This window comes from Limnochorda sp. L945t (genome assembly GCF_035593305.1).
In the GTDB taxonomy this organism is placed as follows: domain Bacteria; phylum Bacillota; class Limnochordia; order Limnochordales; family Geochordaceae; genus Carboxydichorda; species Carboxydichorda subterranea.
In genome coordinates this window covers 2,172,355-2,191,936 of the sequence record NZ_CP141615.1, presented here as the reverse complement: position 1 = coordinate 2,191,936, position 19,582 = coordinate 2,172,355, and the positions used below count along the sequence as shown (strand labels likewise).

General features: G+C 71.0%; 21 protein-coding genes. 15 read left to right on the top strand and 6 right to left on the bottom strand.

The features are described 5' to 3' along the window. The first annotated feature begins 51 nt into the window (after positions 1–51). Entirely contained in the window at positions 52–663 is a 612-nt protein-coding gene (locus U7230_RS10175) for a HEAT repeat domain-containing protein (protein ID WP_324715736.1), read from the top strand. A gap of 72 nt (positions 664–735) precedes the next feature. After that, positions 736–1,701, top strand: a complete 966-nt coding sequence (locus tag U7230_RS10170; RefSeq protein ID WP_324715735.1) for a serine hydrolase — start codon at positions 736–738, stop codon at positions 1,699–1,701. A gap of 18 nt (positions 1,702–1,719) precedes the next feature. On the opposite strand, the gene U7230_RS10165 is transcribed toward U7230_RS10170, so the two are convergent. Beyond that, the gene (locus tag U7230_RS10165; RefSeq protein WP_324715734.1) at positions 1,720–3,042 is read right to left on the bottom strand and encodes an aspartate aminotransferase family protein; all 1,323 of its coding nucleotides are present in this window, start codon (positions 3,040–3,042) and stop codon (positions 1,720–1,722) included. Between the two features lie 95 nt (positions 3,043–3,137). On the opposite strand from U7230_RS10165, the gene U7230_RS10160 reads away from it, so the two are divergent. The 4 genes from U7230_RS10160 to U7230_RS10145 are packed head-to-tail and all read left to right on the top strand — an operon-like array spanning position 3,138 to position 7,076. Next, a complete protein-coding gene (locus U7230_RS10160) occupies positions 3,138–3,671 on the top strand; it encodes a hypothetical protein (protein WP_324715733.1) in 534 nt (177 codons plus the stop codon). 59 nt (positions 3,672–3,730) lie between these two features. Next, positions 3,731–4,852, top strand: a complete 1,122-nt coding sequence (locus tag U7230_RS10155) for a M42 family metallopeptidase (protein WP_324715732.1) — start codon at positions 3,731–3,733, stop codon at positions 4,850–4,852. Continuing rightward, on the top strand, positions 4,842–6,023 hold the full coding sequence (locus tag U7230_RS10150) for a M42 family metallopeptidase (RefSeq protein WP_324715731.1): 1,182 nt from the start codon (positions 4,842–4,844) through the stop codon (positions 6,021–6,023). The genes U7230_RS10155 and U7230_RS10150 overlap by 11 nt, the downstream gene beginning before the upstream one ends. 9 nt (positions 6,024–6,032) lie before the next feature. Continuing rightward, a complete protein-coding gene (locus U7230_RS10145; RefSeq protein WP_324715730.1) occupies positions 6,033–7,076 on the top strand; it encodes a M42 family metallopeptidase in 1,044 nt (347 codons plus the stop codon). Positions 7,077–7,096: 20 nt separating this feature from the next. On the opposite strand, the gene U7230_RS10140 is transcribed toward U7230_RS10145, so the two are convergent. Continuing rightward, on the bottom strand, positions 7,097–7,240 hold the full coding sequence (locus tag U7230_RS10140) for a hypothetical protein (protein WP_324715729.1): 144 nt from the start codon (positions 7,238–7,240) through the stop codon (positions 7,097–7,099). A gap of 136 nt (positions 7,241–7,376) precedes the next feature. Between U7230_RS10140 and U7230_RS10135 the strand changes: the two genes are divergently transcribed. Then, positions 7,377–8,147 carry an SDR family NAD(P)-dependent oxidoreductase gene (locus tag U7230_RS10135; protein ID WP_324715728.1) on the top strand — a complete coding sequence of 257 codons (771 nt, stop codon included), beginning with the start codon at positions 7,377–7,379 and terminating at the stop codon, positions 8,145–8,147. Here the strand turns inward: U7230_RS10135 and U7230_RS10130 are convergent. Then, positions 8,130–8,741, bottom strand: a complete 612-nt coding sequence (locus tag U7230_RS10130) for a hypothetical protein (protein ID WP_324715727.1) — start codon at positions 8,739–8,741, stop codon at positions 8,130–8,132. The two genes, U7230_RS10135 and U7230_RS10130, sit on opposite strands and share 18 nt — an antisense overlap. Positions 8,742–8,744: 3 nt before the next feature. Then, the gene (locus U7230_RS10125; protein ID WP_324715726.1) at positions 8,745–10,085 is read right to left on the bottom strand and encodes a helix-turn-helix domain-containing protein; all 1,341 of its coding nucleotides are present in this window, start codon (positions 10,083–10,085) and stop codon (positions 8,745–8,747) included. Positions 10,086–10,242: 157 nt separating this feature from the next. Between U7230_RS10125 and U7230_RS10120 the strand changes: the two genes are divergently transcribed. After that, positions 10,243–10,578, top strand: a complete 336-nt coding sequence (locus U7230_RS10120) for a hypothetical protein (protein WP_324715725.1) — start codon at positions 10,243–10,245, stop codon at positions 10,576–10,578. On the opposite strand, the gene U7230_RS10115 is transcribed toward U7230_RS10120, so the two are convergent. Continuing rightward, entirely contained in the window at positions 10,511–12,259 is a 1,749-nt protein-coding gene (locus U7230_RS10115) for a tetratricopeptide repeat protein (protein ID WP_324715724.1), read from the bottom strand. The two genes, U7230_RS10120 and U7230_RS10115, sit on opposite strands and share 68 nt — an antisense overlap. A 149-nt stretch (positions 12,260–12,408) precedes the next feature. Between U7230_RS10115 and U7230_RS10110 the strand changes: the two genes are divergently transcribed. The 7 genes from U7230_RS10110 to U7230_RS10080 all read left to right on the top strand — a co-directional run bounded on the left by U7230_RS10110 (position 12,409) and on the right by U7230_RS10080 (position 18,773). Continuing rightward, on the top strand, positions 12,409–13,770 hold the full coding sequence (locus U7230_RS10110; RefSeq protein ID WP_324715723.1) for a hypothetical protein: 1,362 nt from the start codon (positions 12,409–12,411) through the stop codon (positions 13,768–13,770). Beyond that, the gene (hpt, locus tag U7230_RS10105) at positions 13,767–14,315 is read left to right on the top strand and encodes a hypoxanthine phosphoribosyltransferase (RefSeq protein WP_324715722.1); all 549 of its coding nucleotides are present in this window, start codon (positions 13,767–13,769) and stop codon (positions 14,313–14,315) included. The genes U7230_RS10110 and hpt overlap by 4 nt, the downstream gene beginning before the upstream one ends. Before the next feature lie 613 nt (positions 14,316–14,928). After that, the gene (locus U7230_RS10100; protein ID WP_324715721.1) at positions 14,929–15,975 is read left to right on the top strand and encodes a dipeptidase; all 1,047 of its coding nucleotides are present in this window, start codon (positions 14,929–14,931) and stop codon (positions 15,973–15,975) included. A 4-nt stretch (positions 15,976–15,979) separates the two neighbouring features. Next, positions 15,980–16,891, top strand: coding sequence for a UTP--glucose-1-phosphate uridylyltransferase GalU (galU, locus tag U7230_RS10095; protein ID WP_324715720.1), 912 nt, complete (start codon positions 15,980–15,982; stop codon positions 16,889–16,891). Between the two features lie 2 nt (positions 16,892–16,893). Continuing rightward, complete coding sequence (locus U7230_RS10090) at positions 16,894–17,913, top strand: tagatose 1,6-diphosphate aldolase (protein ID WP_324715719.1); 1,020 nt, start codon at positions 16,894–16,896, stop codon at positions 17,911–17,913. A 67-nt stretch (positions 17,914–17,980) separates the two neighbouring features. Then, the gene (locus U7230_RS10085; protein WP_324715718.1) at positions 17,981–18,190 is read left to right on the top strand and encodes a copper ion binding protein; all 210 of its coding nucleotides are present in this window, start codon (positions 17,981–17,983) and stop codon (positions 18,188–18,190) included. Then, positions 18,174–18,773, top strand: a complete 600-nt coding sequence (locus U7230_RS10080; protein WP_324715717.1) for an ECF transporter S component — start codon at positions 18,174–18,176, stop codon at positions 18,771–18,773. Before U7230_RS10085 ends, U7230_RS10080 begins: the two co-directional genes overlap by 17 nt. Here the strand turns inward: U7230_RS10080 and U7230_RS10075 are convergent. Then, a complete protein-coding gene (locus U7230_RS10075; protein ID WP_324715716.1) occupies positions 18,736–19,533 on the bottom strand; it encodes a helix-turn-helix transcriptional regulator in 798 nt (265 codons plus the stop codon). The two genes, U7230_RS10080 and U7230_RS10075, sit on opposite strands and share 38 nt — an antisense overlap. Positions 19,534–19,582 lie beyond the last annotated feature (49 nt).

Here is a 19,582-nt window from a genome sequence, read left to right as displayed (position 1 = left end):
ATGCAACCGCACCCACTGCCACGAGCCGGCCCTCGCGGGGATCTCCTGAGAGTGGCCATCCAAGCGGCCTCGGACACCGCTTACGAAGGATGGGATGCCCTCCCCGAGCTGCTCGTAAGGCTCATCGCCGAAGACCGGGAGAGGGCAGGCCGTCTCCTGGGCGACCCGGACCGGCGTATCCGGCGTTTCGTCACGATGGCGCTGGCCGGCGTGGATGACCCGTGGGCCCCGGAGCTCCTGGCGGAGGCCGTGGCCGACGCCGAGCCGGAGATCCGGGCGCTGGCGGCGGAGAGCGCCCAGCGCTGGTACGACGATCATCCCGGCAACGAGGTGCTTCCCTCGTTGCAGCAACGGGTGCCTGCGCTTCTGGAGGATCCCTGCGAAGAGGTACGGCTCTGCGTCGCCGGAGCCGTCGCCCGGCTGGGCGGGGAGGCGGGGGTGGCTCGCCTGGTCGACTGCTTCGCCGCGGCCGACGAGGTGCTCCGGGGTGAGATCCTGGGGGCGCTCGCCCTTTACGGTCACTACCCGCTGGTGTGGCGGCTGGCAGGGGCCTACGCCTCCGATGAGCGGAGCCCCTACCTGGTGCGGCTGCTGCAGCGCCTGGCGGAGGCGGACCCGCGGTCCGGGCGGCAGCGGGAGGCAGACTTGGGCACGGCCGACTAGGAGAGCGCCAAAGGGTCCCGCAACCGGTGCGCCTGGTCGGGGTCCGCATGGAGGACGGGAGGAGAGCCGGCGGTGACGAGGCAAGATGCCATCCAGCAGCTGGAGGCGCTCGAGGCCTCCTTCAGCGGGACGATCGGGGTCGCCGCATCATGGCTCGGTGCGCCGGGCGAGAGCCCGGCGTGGGCGCACGTCCCGGCGCTCCGGGCGCTGGGCGAGGGGCGTCGCCCGGGCCGCGCCGACCAGCCGCGCGATGGCGCCGAGCCGCTGCGCTACCGCGCGCGTGAGCCCTTTGCGGCTGCGAGCGTCATCAAGCTCCCGATCCTGTGCGAGGTGTGGCGGCAGGCGAGAGCCGGGAGGTTGAGCCTGGGAGATCGGATCCGGCTCACGGCCGAGGATCAGGTCGGGGGATCGGGCGTGCTCAAGGATCTCACCCCGGGTCTGGAGCTCTCCGTCCGCGACCTGGCGGTGCTCATGATTTCCGTCAGTGACAACACGGCCACCAACATGCTGATCGACCGCATCGGCGGGCCGGAGCCGGTCAACGCCTTCGCGGCGCAGCTGGGCCTGGAGCAGACGTTGCTCGCCGGCAAGCTCCAGGTACGGCCGGAGCAATACGGCCCGCTGCAGCGCAAGGGCCTGCGAAGCACGACCTCGCCGGAAGACATGGCCCGCCTGCTCGCCCTCCTTCACCGGGCAGCCGTCCCCGGCCTCTCGGAAGGCGACCATTGGGAGATCCTGGACATCCTGACCCGCCAGCAGCATCTTCCCTCCATCGGGCGCTACCTGCCCTTCGACCCCGACAGCGTGGAGGACCGGGAGCCGGTCGGCGCCGTCGTGGGCAGCAAGAGCGGCAGCATCCGCGGCGTGCGTAACGACGTGGGCATCGTCTGGACGCCGGCGGGGGCGTACGCCATCGCCTTGATGAGCCGCGACTGCCGGGACCTTCGCTTCCACCCGGAAAACGAAGCGGAAGTGGTGCTGGGCCGGGCAGGGCTGGTGGTCTACCGCTACTTCGTCGGCGAGGCCTCCGCAGCGTGACGGGCGCCGGCGCCCGCCTCACGAGCCGTCGAGCACGGCCTCGAGCGCCGCGTCGACCGCCCGGATGGTGCGTTCGACCTCCCGTTCGGTATGCGCGGCCGAGAGGAACCACACCTCGTAGGGCGATGGGGGCAGCAGGATGCCCTGGCGCAGCATGGCTCGCACGAACCGCGCGAAGGCCCGGGCGTCCGTGCGCCGCACGCCAGAGAAGTCCCGGACGTCGGGCTCGGAGGTGAAGAAGAGGCTCACGGCCCCGCAGCGCTGGTGGACCACCAGGGGTACGCCCCGCCGCGCGGCGCCGTCCCGTACGCCGGCTGCCAGGGCTCGCCCCAGGTCGTCCAGGCGGCGGTAGAGGCCGGCGTCCTGCCCGATGAGGTCCAGCGTGGCCAGCGCGCACGCCACCGACAGGGGGTGGCCGGCCCAGGTTCCATCCTGGTAGACGGGGCCGGCCGGAGCCACGAGCTCCATGATGTGCCGGCGCGCCCCGTACCCGCCGATGGGCAGGCCCCCTCCGAGGATCTTGCCGAAGGTGACGATGTCGGGCTCGACGCCCAGCTCCACGTAAACGGGCCCCGGCCGGAAACGAAAGGCGGTGATGACCTCGTCGAAGATCACGAGCGCCCCTACCGCTCGAGCCGCCCGGGCCACCCGCTCGAGAAAGCCGGGCACCGGCTCCACCAGGCCGAAGTTGCCCACGATGGGCTCCACGAGCACGCAGGCGGCATCCCGGCCATGGGCCTCCAACCACCGCTCGGCCGCCGGCGCGTCGTTGTACGGCAGGGTGACGACGTCCGCCTTGATGCCCTCCGGGATGCCGGCGCTCTCGTCGAGCCCGAGCGTCGAAGCGCCGGAACCGGCTCCCACCAGTACGGCGTCGAAGTGGCCGTGATAGCTGCCCTCGAACTTCACCAGCACCCGCCGCCCGGTGGCCGCCCGGGCCAGGCGCACCGCGGTCATGACCGCCTCGGTACCCGAGGCCGTGAAGCGTACCTTTTCGCAGACGGGAAACAGCTGCCGCAGCCGCTCCGCCAGCTGGACCTCTCCGGGATGACAGGCCCCGAAGAGGAGGCCGCGGCGGGATGCTTCGTCCAGCGCCCGCAGCATCTCCGGGCGGGCGTGCCCGAGGATGAGCGCGCCGAACGCCTGTACGTAGTCGATGTACGCGCGCCCGTCCACGTCGTACAGGTAGGCGCCCTCTGCCCGCTCGATGAAGGGCGGAGCTCCCCCGCCCAGGGCCTCCATTCCCCGCGAGGGGCTGTTGACTCCCCCGGTGATCGCCTCGAGTGCGCGCCGGTAAAGGGCCTCGCTCACGGGCCCGGCCAGGATGTCGGCGTGTGCCACCGGATGTCGTCCATTCCTTTCCGTTGCCGGTCGATGGAAGAGAAGGGTGTGCACGGCCGGCTGAGAAGCTTTATCCTTTGAAAGGAGCCGTCAGGATGCGTTTCATTCACAGCCGTCCCCGCCAACTCCTCCCCGTGGGCGGCGGCCGGGGTCTACCGCAGGCGACGTGGGCCCGGGCGATCTCCAGGTGGGTGGTGCCGGGGATCCTTGCCCTGACGTGGGCTCTGCCCGCCCCGGCCCGAGCCGCGCAGGAGCCGCCGCCGGCGCCTGCGCGCCTTTCGGTCGAGGTGTTCAACCTCGGGGGCGGGGCGAGGATCTACCTCCGTCCCACGATGGCGGCCACGGTGCTGCTGGATTCGAAACAGGAGGGGAATGAGCGGGCAAGCTACGTCCAGGCAGGGCTGGTACTGATCTCCACTCGTGACTTCTACGAGTGGCAGCTGTACGCAGCGGCAGGCGCCTCGTACCGGCTCTCCCGAGACCCGAGCGCCGGCTCGTCCGCACTGCGGCCCTTCGTCGGGATCGGCGGGCAGTTCGAGATCTTCTTCCTGGAGTACCAGGTGGCCTGGGATACCCAGGGATGGGAAGGCCAGGGCAACTTCCGATACGGGGTCCGCATCCACCTGTGAGCTTCGGGCGACGCGCCGGGCGATGAGAGAGCAGGTCGAAGGAGGCTCGATACCGGGAGATGGTCGTGGAAACAGGGACCGAGCAGGCGCAGTCCGACCCTCTCGCCGAGCGCCTCATGCGGCTTTCGGCGGCCACCGGCGTCTCGGGGCACGAAGGCGAGGTGGCTCGCCTGATTGCGGGAGAGATGCAGGCCTGGGCCGACGAAGTGCGCACGGACCGCCTGGGCAACTGCATCGCGCTGCGCCGGGGACAACCCCCCGCCGGCGTCCGGGCGCCCCGGGTCATGCTGGCCGCCCACATGGACGAGATCGGGATGGTCGTGTCCCGGATCGACAAGGGCGGCTTCTTGCGCGTGAGCCCGATGGGTGGGGTCAACGTCCAGACGTTGATGGGCCAGAGCGTCACGGTACACGCGGCCGGCGGGCCGGTGCCCGGGGTGGTGGGTCTCAAGCCACCGCACCTAACCACCCCTGAGGAGCGCAAGGAGTTTCCGCGCTGGGAGGACCTCTTCGTCGACTGCGGCCTCGACGAGGAGGAGGCCAGGAGCCGCATCCAGGTCGGCGACATCGTGAGCGTCGATGCCCGGCCGGTGACGCTGCTTAGCGACCGGGTCGCCGGCAAGGCCCTGGACAACCGGGCCAGCGTGGCGGTGCTGATGGAGGCGATGCAGCGGCTGTCGGAGTTGCGCCATGCTGCCGACGTGCTGGCGGTCGCAACGGTTCAGGAAGAGGTGGGCCTGCGAGGCGCCGAGGTGAGCGCGTTCGGCCTGGAGCCCGATCTGGCGGTGGCCGTCGACGTCACCTTCGCCCGCCAGCGGATGGTCGGTGAACCGGACGTGACGGAGCTGGGCAAGGGGCCGGCGATCGCCTGGGGGGCCAACATGCATCCTCGCATCGTGGAGCGCCTGCACCAGACGGCCCGGTTGCACGGCGTGCCGTTCCAGATCGAGGTGGTGCCGGGTCGCTCCGGCACCGATGCGTGGGCCATCCAGGTGGCCCGGGCCGGTATCCCGACCGCGCTCGTCTCCGTACCGCTCCGCTACATGCACACGCCGGTCGAGGTGGTGGACCTGCGGGACATCCGCGAAACGGGGCGCCTCCTGGCGCACTTTGCCGCAGGCCTCGACGCCGGCTTGCTCGGCGCGCTCTCGGACTGGGGGGTGGCGACGGTTGGCAGGTGAGGAAGGCACGTCCCTGTTGCCGCCGGAGAGCCTGGTCGAGACGCTGCGGCGCCTTTCCGAAGCGGCGGGGGTCTCCGGGGCCGAGGACGAGGTCCGGCGGGCCATCGTCGAGCAGGTCCGGGCCCGGTTGCGCCCGGGGGACCTGCTCGAGACGGACACCATGGGCAACGTCGTGGTCATCAAGCGGGCCCAAGCGCCATCCGCCGGTGGCGGAGAGCCGGGCCCGGCCCCGCTGGTGATGCTGGCGGCGCACATGGACGAGGTGGGGTTGCTCGTCTCCTCCGTCGAGCCGGACGGGACCCTGCGCTTCAAGAAGGTCGGCGGGATCGACGACCGGGTGCTCCCGGGCCGGCAGGTGCACATAGGTCTCAAGCGGGTGCCCGGGGTGATCGGTGCGCGACCCATCCACCTGCAGAAACCCGAGGAGCGTCGCCGCGTGGAGGACGCCTCCAACCTCGTCATCGACATCGGGGCCGATTCGCGCGAGCAAGCCGAGCGCGCGGTCAAGGTGGGGGACTGGGCGGTCTTCGCCACGCCGTTCGTGAGGATGACGCCTCGCCGGGTGCGAGGCAAGGCGCTCGACGACCGGGTAGGGTGCACCGTCTTGCTGGGCGTGCTCGAGCGCGCCTACCCGGTGGACGTCGCCGCCGTTTTCACGGTCCAGGAAGAGGTGGGCACCCGGGGAGCGGCCATCAGCGCTTACCGGGTGGCGCCGGACCTGGCGCTCGTGCTGGAGGGCACCACCTGCGCCGACATCCCTGCGAGCGAACCCCACCAGGAGGCGACCCGGCTGGGCGAGGGCGCGGCGCTGAGCGTCATGGATCACACCTCCATCGCCCATCCGGCCCTCGTGGAACAACTCGTGGCCGTGGCGGAGCGCCAGGGGATCCCTTACCAGTGGCGCCGGACGACCGCCGGCGGCAACGACGCCGGGCCCATCCACGTCAGCCGCTGGGGCGTCCCGTCCGCCTCGGTGTCGGTGCCGTGCCGCTACATCCACGGCCCGGCCGCGGTGGCCGACCTGGGGGATCTACAGGCGGCCATCCGTCTCGTGTCGGCTTTCCTCGAGCAACTGCCGCATAACGCTCCACTGGCCTCGGTGTGGCAAAACGGCCACGAGCAGCGCATGCGCGAACGCGCGTGGTTGCGCGACTTCTCACGGCGGGGATGATGCATGGAGATGGCGAACGACGTGACTTCCCTCGCTCTCGTCGACCGCATCGAGCGGCTGGCCAACCTCACGGGGCCTTCCGGGCACGAGGCGCCGGTGCGCCGGGAGATCCGCGCCCAGGTCGAGCCCCTGGCCGATGAGGTATGGGAGGATGCCCTCGGCAACCTGTACGCCGTCAAGCGCCCCCGAGACGGCGGATGTTCCGGGCGTCCCCGCAAAGTCATGCTGGCGGCCCACATGGACGAGATCGGGGTCGTCGTGACCCACATCGACGAGCGGGGCTTCCTGCGTTTTGCGGCGGTCGGGGGCGTCTCGCCCGCGGTGCTGCTCGGCCAGCGGGTGGTGTTTCAGGACGGCACCGTGGGCGTGGTCGACGCGGAGCACCTCGAGGAGATCAAGGATCTCAAGCTCGAGCGCATGTTCATCGACATCGGGGCGCCCAACGCAGAGAGGGCCAGGGAGAAGGTGTCGGTGGGCGCCATGGCCACCTACCACCGGACGGCCGAGCGCCTGGACGGCGGGCGGCGCCTGGCCGGCAAGGCCATGGACGACCGGGCAGGCTGTGGAGCGGTCATCGAGGCGCTGGCGCGATTGGAGCGGCCATGCCACGAGGTCACCGCCGTCTTCACGGTGCAGGAGGAAGTGGGGAGCCGGGGAGCCAGGCCTGCGGCCTTCCGGGTGGCCCCGGACGTGGCGCTGGCCGTGGACGTGACGGCGACGGGGGACACTCCCAAGGCCCGGACGATGGCCGTCAGCCTCGGGCAGGGAGTTGCCATCAAGGTCAAGGACCGATCGGTCATCACCCATCCGGGGCTGAGGCAGTTGCTGGTGGAGCGAGCCCGGCAGCACGGCATTCCCTACCAGATGGAAGTACTGGACTTCGGGGGCACCGACGCCGGGCCCATCCATACCAGCCGGGACGGCGTACCGTCGGCGGTCCTCTCGATCCCGACCCGCTACGTCCACACGCCGGGCGAGGTCGTGGATCTCGGGGACGCGGAGGCGACGGTCAGGTTGCTGGTACAGCTTCTGCAGGACGAGATCCCACTGTAAAGGTTGCCGTCCGGTCGCCCTCACATGCCGAGCAGGCTCAGGACTCGCCGGGGAAAACTCGGCCGTTCGACGGTGCGATCGTGGCGGCCCCGGGCCTTGGGGCGCATCCAGAGCCGGACGGCCCCGGCCGCGAGAGCGAGGGCAGCAGCTCTACGCCACCACATCGTGGGGGTGCACCTCCCTCCGGCCAGAGCTTGCCCGGGAAGGCGAGAGCTCATGCCGCGCGGAGGGGGAGGACAGGCGCCGACGCCAGGGCCCGGAGCACGAGGACGGCCGGTCCGGGAAGGAGCGAGAGCCTCCATGGATCTGGACATCGCAGGGAAGGTCGCCCTGGTGGTGGGCGCCAGCCGGGGCATCGGCCTGGCCATCGCCACGGCGCTGCAACGCGAGGGTTGTCATGTGGCCTTGATGGCCCGCCGGGCACCGGGCCTCGAGGAGGCCCGCCGGTCGCTCGAAAGCGGCGCCTCGCGAGTGGTGGCGATCCCGGCAGACGCCACCGACCCCGTGCAGATGCAACGGGCGCTTCAGAGCACCGTGGATCAGCTGGGCGGGCTCGACATCCTCGTATACAACGCCGGCGGGGCCGGGGGAGCGGGGCTCTTCGAGACGACGGACGACGAGTGGCGCAACGCCTTCGAGCTCAACGCCGTCTCGGCGGCCCGTGCGGTGCGGCTGGCCGCGCCCTACATGATCCGGCGGGGCGGCGGCTCCGTCGTGCTCATCGCCTCCATCTGGGGGCGGGAAAGCGGCGGCCGGCCTGCGTACAACGCCGCGAAGGCGGCCGAGATCAGCATCGGCCGACAGCTCGCCCGGGAGCTCATCCCCAAGGGGATCCGGATCAACTGCGTGGCGCCGGGCTCGATTTGGTTCCCGGGCGGCTCCTGGGATCGGCGTCAGAAAGCCGATCCCGAGGGCATCCGCCGGTTCGTCGAGACGGAGATACCGGCCGGACGGTTCGGCCGGCCCGAAGAGGTGGCCGACGTGGTGGCTTTCCTGGTCTCGCCCCGTGCCCGGTGGATCGTCGGGGCCTGCCTGCCGGTGGACGGGGGCCAGTCACGCTCCAACATCTGAACCCGGCTTGCGGGCCGTGGCGGCGACCGGCCGGCGGCCACCGGCAGCCCGGGCCTGCTCCGGACGGGCCGGCTCCGCCTGCGGGGCGGCTCCGGCAGGTTGCCTTCCGGCGACGCCCGCAGCCCGAGCCGCCTGCTCCTGCGCCACCCGGGATGCCGCCGGTGCGGTCCTGGGCGGCAGCACGAGCAACGCCCCGATCCCGGCGAACGCCCCCGTGATGACCAGCCACAGCCCGACCCGAGCCGCGGCGGGCATGGCCATGGCCCCGACCGCGTACATGAAGAGGACGTACAGCAGCAGCAGGCCGACGGCCGTATACCCCCGTACGAGGAAGCCGAGCGCGCGCCTGCCGGCGCGAGCCGGCCGGGGCGCCGGCGCTCCGGATGCCGGCCCGTGTGCCGGCCCGGCGTCCACGTGGGCCCGACGGAAGTCGTAAAACCCCGTGGTGCACCCGTTAGGGCAGAAGTAGTGCCTCACCCGGTGGTACGTCACGAAGCGACCATGGCCGTCCGGTGCGGTGTAGTCCACGGTTTCCACCTGCATGACCGCGCCGCACAGCCGGCACGCATGATGCCGCTGCCATCCCCACTGCACCGGTCAATCCCCCCGTACCGGCCCGGCCTGCTGGTAGAGCTCGACGGCACGGGCCAGTAATTCGCCGGCTCGTTCGTGATCCCCATGGGATCGCAGGACGCGCCCCACCTCGGAGCAGGCGAGCGCCATCTCCCGTACGAGCCCCGGATCGCCCTGGTGACCTTGCAGAAGGTGGAGCGCCTCGTCGATGTATCCCTCGGCCTCGTCCTCGCGGCCTTCTCGGGCCATGAGCCGGCCCATTCGGGCCAGGAGGCGGACGCGCTCGACTCCCCGGTCCACGACCGCCAGGGCGTGCTCGGCCTGCTGCAGCGCCTCCGGCACCCGGCCGGAAGCCTCCAGGATCTCGCTCAGCCGCGCCAGTACCCGGCCCTGGTCCGAGGCCCGGCCCGTCTCCCCCCACAGCCGGGCGCTCTCCGACAGGGCCTGAGCCGCCTCCGAAAGCCTGCCCGTCTCCCGGGCGAGCTCCGCCCTGGCCTCCCAGACTTCGGCCAGATCGGACGTCGCCCCGATGGCGCGCGCCACCGATTGCGCCCTCTCCACCAGCTCCGCCGCCTCGTCCCATGCGTGCACGCTCGCCGCACACCGGGCGAGGGCGAGCAACACCTGGACCGGCATGAACGCGGAGCGGCTCGCACGCTGCTCCTCGAGAGCCTGCCGGAGCATCGGGGCGGCTCGCTGCTCCTGGCCCGACCGAGCGTATGCGATGGCAAGGCAGGTCGTGACCCGCTGGACCAGGCAGGTCTCCTGCCCCTCGCTCCCGGCCAGCAGGCGTGCCGCCTCCTCCAGCGGCGGCACGGAGTCGGCCCACCTGCCCTGCCGTGCCAGCACGAGGCCCCTGGCTGCGAGCGCGTACCCTGCCTCCCGGGTCCATCCCGGCGAGGCCCGCAGGCCGGCCAGGGCGCGCTGCCACTGCTCGGGCGCGTCGGTCCCGCTCTTCTCGAGGGACGAAAGCACGCGCACCGCCAGCACGGCGGCCTCCAGGGCGCTCCACGTACCGTTGCCCGCCTGGCCGTCGATAGAGACGGGGGAGAGCTCGCCCAGCAGCTCCTCAGCCCGCCTCGCCCCGGCGCACGCCGCTACCTCGAGAGCCCGGGCAAGGATCGCGCGAGACGCCTGCTCTTCGGACGGCAGCGACGCCGGCGTCTCTTCGAGGAAATAGGCCACCGGCTTGTAGAGCCGGGCGGCGATCAACTCGAGCGACTTGAGGGAGGGCAGGACGATACCCTTTTCGAGCTGGCTGATGAAACCGCGGGTGAGCTCCGGACCCGCCAGCTCTTGCTGGGTCATCCCGAGCTCCTCGCGACGGCGGCGAATGCGCTGGCCGATGCGAGCCTGCAGCTCCAAAGGGCTCCTCCTCAGCTCGTCGTCCGCCGGGGGCCGCCCCGCCGGGTCCATGCCCCTCTGGCAGTTCCCGAACGTTATACTATCACTGCCCGGCCCCGGATCGGCACACTAAAGTTGGGCGGCACCCCGCGTGCACCCCGACGAACGAGGGAGTCCCATGACGCCTGACGACCTGTGGGAGCGTTACACGCAGCTATCGGCCGAGCAGCCTCTCGACCTGGAGGCGTTCGTCCGCATGGCAGCGCAGGGAGAGCTCGGCGAGCCGGTGTCGCCGCCGGCGCTGGAAGCGTTCCTGCGGCGGGTGGAAGCCATGATGCTTGCCAACATCGATACGAAGCTGGAAGAAGCCCCGCATTTCCACGCCATGCGGGACGACGCCGTGGAGCGCACCCAGGCGATGATCGCGGACCTGATCGCTCGCTTCGCTACCCCCCGGAGCCACCCTGCCCCGCCGGGGCCTTCTGCCCCAGGGCCGAGAGCGCCCGGCGCTTGAGGCCGCGGGCGTTGATGTCCCGGGGGTTGAGCGCCAGGGCCCGGTCGAGCGCCTCGATGGCCTTCCCCGCGTGACCGAGCCGCAGCCAGCAGCCTCCGATCACCCTCCAGACCCGGGAGTCATCCGGCGCAATGGCGCCGGCCCGGTGCGCGAGGCGCATGGCCTCGGCGACCCGGCCCTGCCGCAGCAGCACCGAGGCGAGGCCCACGATCCCCTCCACGTACCCCGGGAGGCGCTCCACCGAAGCCTGGTAGGCGAGCTCCGCCTCCTTCAGGCGGCCGGCGCGCCCGTACAGCCGGCCCACCTCCGCCCATAGCTTGGGCCGGTCGATGCCGAGGCGCAGCGCCTGCAACAGCGCCGCCGCTCCCTCGAGCCAGTGGCCCTGCCGGCTCAGCGCCTGGCCGAGCCCGTGCCAGGCGGACGCCTGCTCGCCCTTGGAGTGAGAGACCGCGCAGACGTGATGGAAAAAGCCGCGCGCCTCCTGGACCCGCCCCGCTCGAAGCAGTTGCCAGCCGGCGTCGAGCAGCAGGGCCGACTCCCTGCGCGCGGCCCCGCGACGACTGCGGGGACTGACCCGGTCCACCGCGCGCTGGAACTGATCCACGGCCTGGCGCAGCCGCCCGCGCTGCAGCGCGATGCGCCCGAGGCTGAACAGGGCCTCGGGGTCCGCCTCGCCGATGCGCTTGAGGCGGCGCAGGAGCGCCTCGGCCTCGTCCACCGAGCCGCGGGCCTCGAGCAGCCGGCCCAGGGTGCTCAGCGCCTCGGCGTGATCCGGGTACTGGCGCAACACGGAGCGCAGCGCCTTCTCGGCCGAGCTGTTTCGCCCCTGGAGCAGGCGCACCCGGGCGACTCCCAGCCGGGCGTCGAGATCGAGGGGACGGTCGGCCAGGATGCGCCAGAAGTAATGGAGAGCGGCCCGCAGCTGCCCCGACCGCACGAGCCGGTCTCCCTGGGCGAGGTAGAACCGGCGCTCCGTCTCGGTCAGGGGCAGCGCGTCAGGCGGCGCCACGAGGATGCCCTCGTCGGTGTTGAGGATGAGGTCCCGGAACAGCTCCGGCTCGAGACGGGCCATCAGGTGCCGCCACGCCCGCTCGGAGTAGCGAGGACGCAACGCCTCGAGCGGCCCCAGCAGATCCCGGGCCGACGGGGGCAGGACGAAACAGCACGTCGCCAGGTGCCACCGCCCGCGCCATCGCAAAAGCCGCGTCCAGATGACGTCGCCACGGCTCAGCCGCCGCGAGGCCGCCGGCTCCTCGACCCAGATCGCCTCGCGGCTCGCCTCTCCGGCATGGCGCCGTCCGGGCGCAGGGAAAACCGTCAACCACATGCCGCCCGCGCCGAAACCGACCACCTCGAAGAAGCCGGGTACCGTGTCGCAGAGCTCGAGGTAAGCCCGGCGCTCGTCTCCGCTCAACGTGGGAGAGGCCAGCGCGTACTGCTGGGCGGGGGTGTCCCCGCTGCCCATCGGCCGGTCGAAGAGGAACCACTCGATGAACAGGGCGCCCGTAGAGCCTCCGGGTAGCTCCCTTGTCTCCACGTCCGGCCCGAAGAACTCCGCGAAGGCCTGGCGCAGCTCCTTCGCCGGCGGCCCGGAGCGAGCGTAGACGACCAGGTCGCGAATGGCTTGCCGGGGAGAGTCCGACAGAAGCCGGGGTGGCTGTCCGGTGCTCGGCAACGTCATACGCCTTGCCAACCCTCTCCCAAAACGCGTCGTGCCCTGCCCGCTGCCCCGGGCCTCACGACGCGAGCCGTCGGTGAGTGGTTTCATTCTAACAAACTCTCGGAGTACCTGTCGGCGTGTGTTATCATGGGATGGAGTTGAAGCAGACGGTGACATCTGTCCTGCTGGCAGGGTTGCGAGGCTCCCTGGTGGAGCGCACGGCGGCGGTGATAGCCGCCCGGACCGGGTGGCGCATCGAGGCCGGGCGTTTCCAGGCCATCCCCGGTCAGGGACGGCCTGCCGAGAGCGCCATCCATCTCGGGTGGCCCCTGCCGGGAAGCCAGGAGACTCCCGCGGAGAGCGGTGCCCGGCTCCTGCGCGTGCTGCTGACCGCCTCGTGGCAGACGCGAGTGCGGCGCATCGCCGTGGAGCAGGGAGTCGACGAGGTCATGGCCGCCGGGCTGGCGGCCGCGGAGGAGCGGGAGCTGGACGAAAAGGCCCGCCTTTCGGGATGGGAGCGGGCCGAGGCTCCCGGCCGGTTCGACCTGGTCATCAACACCGACAGGGTGCCCGCGGAGAAGGCCGCGTCCATCATCGTGGCGGCGCTGCGTGGCGGGCGGCGAGCTCGGCGGCGTCGCCCGTCGGTCGAGCGTCCTCCTGCGCCGGCTCCGACGCCGGCCGTCGCGGATGCGGTTCACCCCCGGCCAGCCGGGTCGCCTCCGCGAGTGGCTCAGTTGCCGGCCGCGGCCGGCCTGGCCCACGACGGTCTCGCCCCGGTGGTCGAGGGGACGGCCGTGACGCTCTCGCCCCAGGGGCGGCCGTTGCCGATTCGCCATGACCGCCCTGCCGGCGCCGGCCGGCCGGCCTTCGCCCACCCGAGCGAGGAAGAGTTCGCCAGGATGCTGGACTTCTACCAGGTACGGTGGGAGTACGAGCCCATCACCTTTCCTCTGGAGTGGGACGAGCAGGGCCGGATCACCAGCGCGTTCACTCCGGACTTCTACCTGCCGGAGTACCAGTTGTACGTAGAGCTCACTACGATGAAGCAGAGCTTGGTCACGCGCAAGAACCGCAAGCTCCGCCTGCTCAAGCAGCTGTATCCGGACGTCAACATCAAGATCTTCTACGGGCGTGACTTCGAGCGCTTGCTGCACAAGTTCGGCAAGGAGCCCTTGGCTCAGGCGGCGGCCACGCCGCCGGTATCGGTCGCCCCGAGCGCGCCGGCTCCGCCCACCGTCCCGTCCGGGACGGCCGCCGCGGCGACGGCCCTGCCTGCTGCCGCCGGGGCCGCGCAGGGAGAGGCGTCGCCGGAGGTGGCCGCCGCCGGCGAACCAGGGGCGCCCTCCCGGTCCAGGACCGGGGCCGCCGCCAGGCGTCGTCCCAGGCGCAGGCGATCGACCGGGACCCGGCGCAGCACGAGCGCCGCCTCCCGGAAGAGGGCCCAAGAGGCAAGGGAAGAAGAGGAGGCGGCCCTGGCGACTCTACCCGTGTCCGAGAGGCCGGGGCATCAGGAGGGTGAAGGCGCCCGGTGACGTCCACGCAGCAACCTCCCGCGAGCATCGGCCGGGTCGTCTACAGCGAGGAGGCCATCCGGCGGAGGGTCCAGCAACTGGGAGAGGAGATCAGCCGGGACTACGAGGGCTTGCATCCGATCCTGGTCAGCGTGCTCAAGGGAGCCATCTACTTCGTCGCCGACCTGACCCGATCCATCCGCATCCCCATCCACCTGGACTTCCTCGCCATCTCCCGGTACGGCCAGGAGTCGGAGCAAACCGGCGTGGTACGTATTACCAAGGACCTCGACATCCCCATCACGGGGCGCCACGTCCTGATGATCGAGGACGTCATCGACACGGGGCTCACGTTGCGCTACCTCTTGCTGATGCTGGAACGGCGCCAGCCGGCGAGCCTCTACGTCTGCACCCTGCTGGACAACCGGGCGCGGCGGCTCGTGGAACTTCCCATCCGCTACCGGGGCTTTGCGATGCCGGACGAGTTCCTGGTGGGCTACGGGCTCGACTGGCGGGAGGACTTTCGCCACCTGCCGTACCTGGCTGCGCTGGCCCGCACCCCGTGAGAAAATCCCAGGGCCTCGACGCCTGCGCCTCCCGGTTGGCTAGCCAGGGCTGGCGTCCGCTGGATCCAGGCGAGGAGGCTGTTTCGCCGGGCGATCCGGGGGTCTTCGGCCGCTCCGGCACCCTGCGTGGTGCGACCGGACTGCGGTACCCACCTGCCGGCACCCGCTCTCCCGGAACAACGCCCGAAAGCTCGAGCCGCCTTCAGGTCGGCCCGCCTCCTCGTCGTACCGCCCGGGCACCGTTGCGCCGTCTCTCCCCGGACAACCCACCGCAACCGCGCTCGTCGTCCCTCAGGGCGGCCCAGCCTCTCCGGACTTCCGGGAAGGCCACCGACGATCGAGGCCCTGCACCCGTACCATACCATCCGGTTCTCGGGAAGGCGACCGGGAAATCGCCCCGTTTTCCATCGAGGGGGGCGGCCCGTGACTCCAGCCTCCCTGGTTCGTCGCCGGGCGAACCCGAGCGACCTTGTAAGCGGTTTTAGAATGTCGGGGTGCGCCGGCACGGGCAGGAGCAGCCGCGCGCTCCGGGAAATATGTCTCCTGCCCGGGATTGCCGCGCACGGCGGCTCGAGGAGCGCCGGCGAGGATGAGCAAAGGTGGGGCGAGGTGCATGAGTGCAGGGGCCGCTGGGGGAGCGGCCGCCCCCGAGGAGGTCGCGGCCCGCGCGAAGCGGCTGCACGAGCAGGCGCTCGTCTTCGACGCTCACGCAGATACGATCGCCATCGACGTGCTCCAGGGCAAGCGCCACCTCGTCGACTCGGGCAAGGGCGGGCACGTCGACCTGCAGCGCCTGCGGGCCGGAGGAGTGCGGGTCCAGGTGTTCACCCTCTTCGTGTCGCCCGAGGTGCCGACCCCGTTCAACGCGCTGCGGGCCCTCGCCATCTTGGATGCCCTTTACGCGGAGAAGGCCCTGGCTCCCGACGACCTTCTCCTGGTTCGCCGGGCCTCCGACATCGACGATGCCGTGGCGCGCCGCGCGATCGGCGTGATCGTGAGCCTGGAGGGGTGCGAGGTCCTGGCGGGTCAGATCTCCATGCTCCGCACCTTCTACCGCCTCGGCGTACGGGCCGCCGGGCTCACCTGGAACGTGCGCAACGAGCTGGCCGACGGGGTGGGGGAGAGGCGGGGTGCCGGGCTGACGGCCTTCGGGGTGGAGGTCGTGGAGGAGATGAACCGCCTGGGCATGGTGGTGGACGTCTCCCACCTCGCGCCGGCCGGCTTCTGGGACGTCATGGAGGTCAGCCGCGCCCCGGTGATGGCGTCGCACTCCAACGCCCGGGCTCTGTGCGATCATCCCCGCAACCTGGCCGACGACCAGATCCGCGCGCTGGCGCGAAAGGGCGGCGTGATCGGCATCAACTTCTACCCGGGCTTCCTGCGCAGGGATGGCCCTGCTACCCTCGACGATGCGGTGCGGCACATCGACTACCTGGTGGAGCTGGTAGGGCCCGATCACGTGGGTCTCGGATCCGACTTCGACGGGATTTCGGTCACGCCTCAGGGGCTGGAGGATCCCTCACGGCTGCCGGCCCTGACCGAGGCGCTCGTCCGGCGGGGGTATGATGACGGGTCCATCCGAAAGATCCTGGGGGAGAACTTCGCGCGCCTGTTCCGTACTGTGCTGGGGGACGGCCGGGGCGCGCCGGGGAGCGGATGAGCAGGTGCGGGTCAAGAAGGCGGTCATTCCGGCGGCGGGCCTCGGGACGCGCTTTTTGCCGGCCACCAAGGCGCAGCCCAAGGAGATGCTGCCGCTGGTGGACAAGCCTACCATCCAGTACATCGTCGAAGAGGCGGTAGCGTCCGGGATCGAGGATATCCTGATCATCACGGGGCGCAACAAGCGGGCGATCGAGGACCACTTCGACCGTTCCGTGGAGCTCGAGGTGGCGCTCAACGGGACTCACCGGGAGGACCTGCTCAAGCTGGTGCAGGACGTCTCGGACATGGTGGACATCCACTACGTTCGCCAGAAAGAGCCGCGCGGGCTGGGGCACGCCGTCTGGTGCGCCCGCAAGTTCATCGGGTCGGAGCCGTTCGCCGTGCTGCTGGGCGACGACGTGGTGCGCTCCGAGGTGCCTGCGCTGCGCCAGCTCATGGAGGTCTACGAGCGTCTGGACGGCTCGGTGCTGGGGGTGCAGGAAGTGCCGGCCCCGGACGTGAGCCGTTACGGCATCATCGCTCCGGAGCCAATCGAGCCGCGGCTTTTCGCGGTACGAGACTTCATCGAGAAGCCGGCGCCTGCCCGGGCGCCCTCGAGGCTCGCGGTATTGGGGCGCTACATCCTGGAGCCCGAGATCTTCCCCATCCTGGAGCAGACCCCACCTGGAGCGGGTGGGGAGATCCAGCTCACCGACGCCATCCGGCAGCTGGGGCAGGTACGGCCCGTCTACGCCTACTGGTTCGAAGGGCGCCGCTACGACGTAGGGGACAAACTGGGCTTCCTCGAGGCGACGGTGGAGCTGGCCCTGGAGCGACCAGACCTGGGCCCTGCGTTCCGGTCGTATCTGGAGCAACTGATCCACCGGCCGGGCGGGCCCGCGGTGGCGTCCGGCGTCAGCGAAGGGAAGGCATGACCATGATGAGCTTATCCGTCGGCAAGCTCCGGGGTTTGCAGCAGATCAGCACGCCCGATGGGTTCATCCTCCTGGCGGCGATGGACCACCGGGGAGGCTTGCGCAAGCTCCTTCGTCCGGACCATCCGGAGGCGGTGGACGACCAGCAACTCGTCGACTTCAAGATGGATCTGTGCCGGGCCCTGGCGCCCCACGCCAGCGGGGTGCTGCTCGACCCGGAGTTCGGCGCGGCCCAGGCGATCGTCACGGGGAGCCTTCCGGGCCACGTCGGGTTCCTGGTGGCGCTGGAGAAGACCGGCTACTCCGGCGGCGAGCAGGAGCGCCGGGCCGAGATCCTGCCGGGATGGAGCGTGGAGAAGGTCAAGCGGATGGGCGCCTCCGGGTTGAAGCTCCTGGTCTACTACCACCCCGACGCCCCCTCGGCGGCGGCGCAGCGAGAGCTGGTGGAGCAGGTCGCCGAGCAGTGCCGGCGGATCGACCTGTTGTGCGTGGTGGAGGCCATTTCGTTCCCCGTGGACCCTGGGGTGAGCAAGTCGAGCCCCGAGTTCGCCCGCACCAAGGCGGACGTGGTGGTGCGCACGGCGGAGGATCTGACCCCGCTCGGCATGGACGTATTCAAGGCGGAGTTTCCCGGGGATCTCCGCTACGAAAAAGACCCCGAGCGACTGCTCGAGGCGTGCCGCAGGCTTGACAGGGCTTCGCAGGTGCCGTGGGTCATCCTTTCCGAAGGGGTCGACTACGAGGACTTCGCGATCGAGGTCGAGATCGCCGCCCGGGCCGGAGCAAGCGGCTACATGGCCGGGAGGGCCGTTTGGAAGGTGGCGCTGGCCGAGAAGGATCGGGCGCGCCGGCGGGATATCCTCGAGAGCGTCGCCGCAGGTAACCTGGCCAAGCTCGCGCTGGTCGCCCGGCGCTTCGGCAGGCCGTGGCACGAAAAGGCCCGGCCGGCTCTGGATGCGTTGGCCCGGCAAATTACCCCCACATGGTATGCTTCGTACGCAACGGACACGTCGATGAAGTAAAATCCTTGAAGGCGACACGGGCAGGGGGTATCTGCCCGTCCGCCGGAGAGGAGGGGGTACGCAGGCCATGCAGACGCAGGTGTTGCGGGTACCGGGGGTATCGTGCGAGCACTGCCGCCGGGCCATCAGCGAGTCGGTCGGCAAGCTCGGCGGCATCCGGTCGGTCGAGGTGGACCTGGCCGCCAAGCGGGTGACCGTGGCGTTCGACCCGGGCAGGACCACGCTGAAGGCCATCCGGGAAGCCATCGAGGAGGCAGGCTATGACGTCGAGGAGTGATCCGCCCGGCACGGGACGGCCCCGAACGGTGCCCCGGGTCGAGGGGTCGCCGGCCCTTCCCATGCTCTCGCCCGGCAAGCAGGTTGCCTTCGGGGCGCTGGCCGCCGCGCTGACCCTGGCCGCGACGCTCTACCTGAAGGTGCCGGTCTCCGCGGGGGGGCAGTACTTCAACCTCGGCGAGGCCGTCATCTACGCGGGCGCGCTGGTCGGCGGGCGATGGATCGGGGGGGCGGGCGCGCTGGGCGCGGCCCTGGCTGACCTGCTGCAGGGCTTCGGCGCCTGGGCCCCCCTCACCCTGATCATCAAGGCGGTGGAGGGCGTCTTGGTGGGTGCCCTCGCCCGCCCGGGCCCGTGGGGCCGGGACCTCCTCGCCATCGTGCCGGGCGCGCTCTGGATGATGGCGGCCTACGCGGTCGCTGCATGGGCGCTGCTCGGGCCGGGCGCCGTCCCGGTCGAGCTCGTGACCGACGCCGTCCAGGTGAGCACGTCGGCCCTGGCCGCGGTCGCGCTGGCCCCCGCGCTCCGGGCGGCCCTGCGCGCCTACCTCAGGCCGTACGGGCCACCGCCGGCGCAGGAGCGATGACGTAGTCGCAGCTGGCCTGCCCGTCGAGCAGCTGGTTGCTCTGTTGCTGCAACACGACCGGGCCCACGATGCCCTCGAGGATGCCCCGGAGCAGGGCCCTGTGGATGGAGCAGACGCTGTCGACGTGCTCGCAGGCGAGCTCCCGGAAGGGACAGGTCGTGAAGCGCAAGCCGAGCGAACCGTCCTGCCGGCGCCACACCTCGCTGGTGCCCGCCGCATCCTCCAGCTTGCCGGCCAGGCTCTCTACCGGGATGCCTTTGAGCCACTCGCCGGCGGGCGAATGCCCGTTGGCCTCCCCCGCGACGTGAGCCGCGGCCGCCGCAACGGAGCGCGCCTGCTGGCCCGAGGTGAGCTGGCGCACCCGCCACTCCTGCCCCTCGCGTAAGCCCTCCTGGTAGGCCACGGACTCGGCGGCATGGAGAGCCTCCGGCCCGAGACGCTCGAGGGTCTCCACCAGGAGGCGGGCCAGGAGCATCCAGTCGCGGCGCGGGAACTGCAGCGTCACCGGCTCGTCGGACGCCGAGTACCGCTTGCCCGGCCGCCCTCCCCGGCCGCTCTTCTCGAGCGCCAAGGAGACCAGGCCGATCTCCTCGAGCCGGCTGAGGTGCGTGCGGGCCACGTTGGGATGCAGCGAAAACTCCTCGGCGATCTCCTGCACCGTGAAGCTCTTCGGCCGGTTACTCGCCAGCTTCTCGTAAATCGCGAAACGGGTCGGGTCTGCGAGCACGGCCGCGATATCGGTGGGTTGTGTCGTGGGCATCCGCGATCGTCACCTTCTGGTACCTGTTGTCGGCCTCAGTGTAGCGGCC

Coding starts and splice junctions, on each gene's coding strand:
- U7230_RS10160 (WP_324715733.1), top strand. CDS start 3,138: ATGCGTTTCATTCACAGCCGTCCCCGCCAACTCCTCCCCGTGGGCGGC.
- U7230_RS10075 (WP_324715716.1), bottom strand. CDS start 19,533: ATGCCCACGACACAACCCACCGATATCGCGGCCGTGCTCGCAGACCCG.
- U7230_RS10080 (WP_324715717.1), top strand. CDS start 18,174: ATGACGTCGAGGAGTGATCCGCCCGGCACGGGACGGCCCCGAACGGTG.
- U7230_RS10090 (WP_324715719.1), top strand. CDS start 16,894: ATGATGAGCTTATCCGTCGGCAAGCTCCGGGGTTTGCAGCAGATCAGC.
- U7230_RS10085 (WP_324715718.1), top strand. CDS start 17,981: ATGCAGACGCAGGTGTTGCGGGTACCGGGGGTATCGTGCGAGCACTGC.
- U7230_RS10120 (WP_324715725.1), top strand. CDS start 10,243: ATGACGCCTGACGACCTGTGGGAGCGTTACACGCAGCTATCGGCCGAG.
- U7230_RS10115 (WP_324715724.1), bottom strand. CDS start 12,259: ATGACGTTGCCGAGCACCGGACAGCCACCCCGGCTTCTGTCGGACTCT.
- U7230_RS10135 (WP_324715728.1), top strand. CDS start 7,377: ATGGATCTGGACATCGCAGGGAAGGTCGCCCTGGTGGTGGGCGCCAGC.
- U7230_RS10155 (WP_324715732.1), top strand. CDS start 3,731: ATGGTCGTGGAAACAGGGACCGAGCAGGCGCAGTCCGACCCTCTCGCC.
- U7230_RS10145 (WP_324715730.1), top strand. CDS start 6,033: ATGGCGAACGACGTGACTTCCCTCGCTCTCGTCGACCGCATCGAGCGG.
- U7230_RS10100 (WP_324715721.1), top strand. CDS start 14,929: ATGAGTGCAGGGGCCGCTGGGGGAGCGGCCGCCCCCGAGGAGGTCGCG.
- U7230_RS10140 (WP_324715729.1), bottom strand. CDS start 7,240: ATGTGGTGGCGTAGAGCTGCTGCCCTCGCTCTCGCGGCCGGGGCCGTC.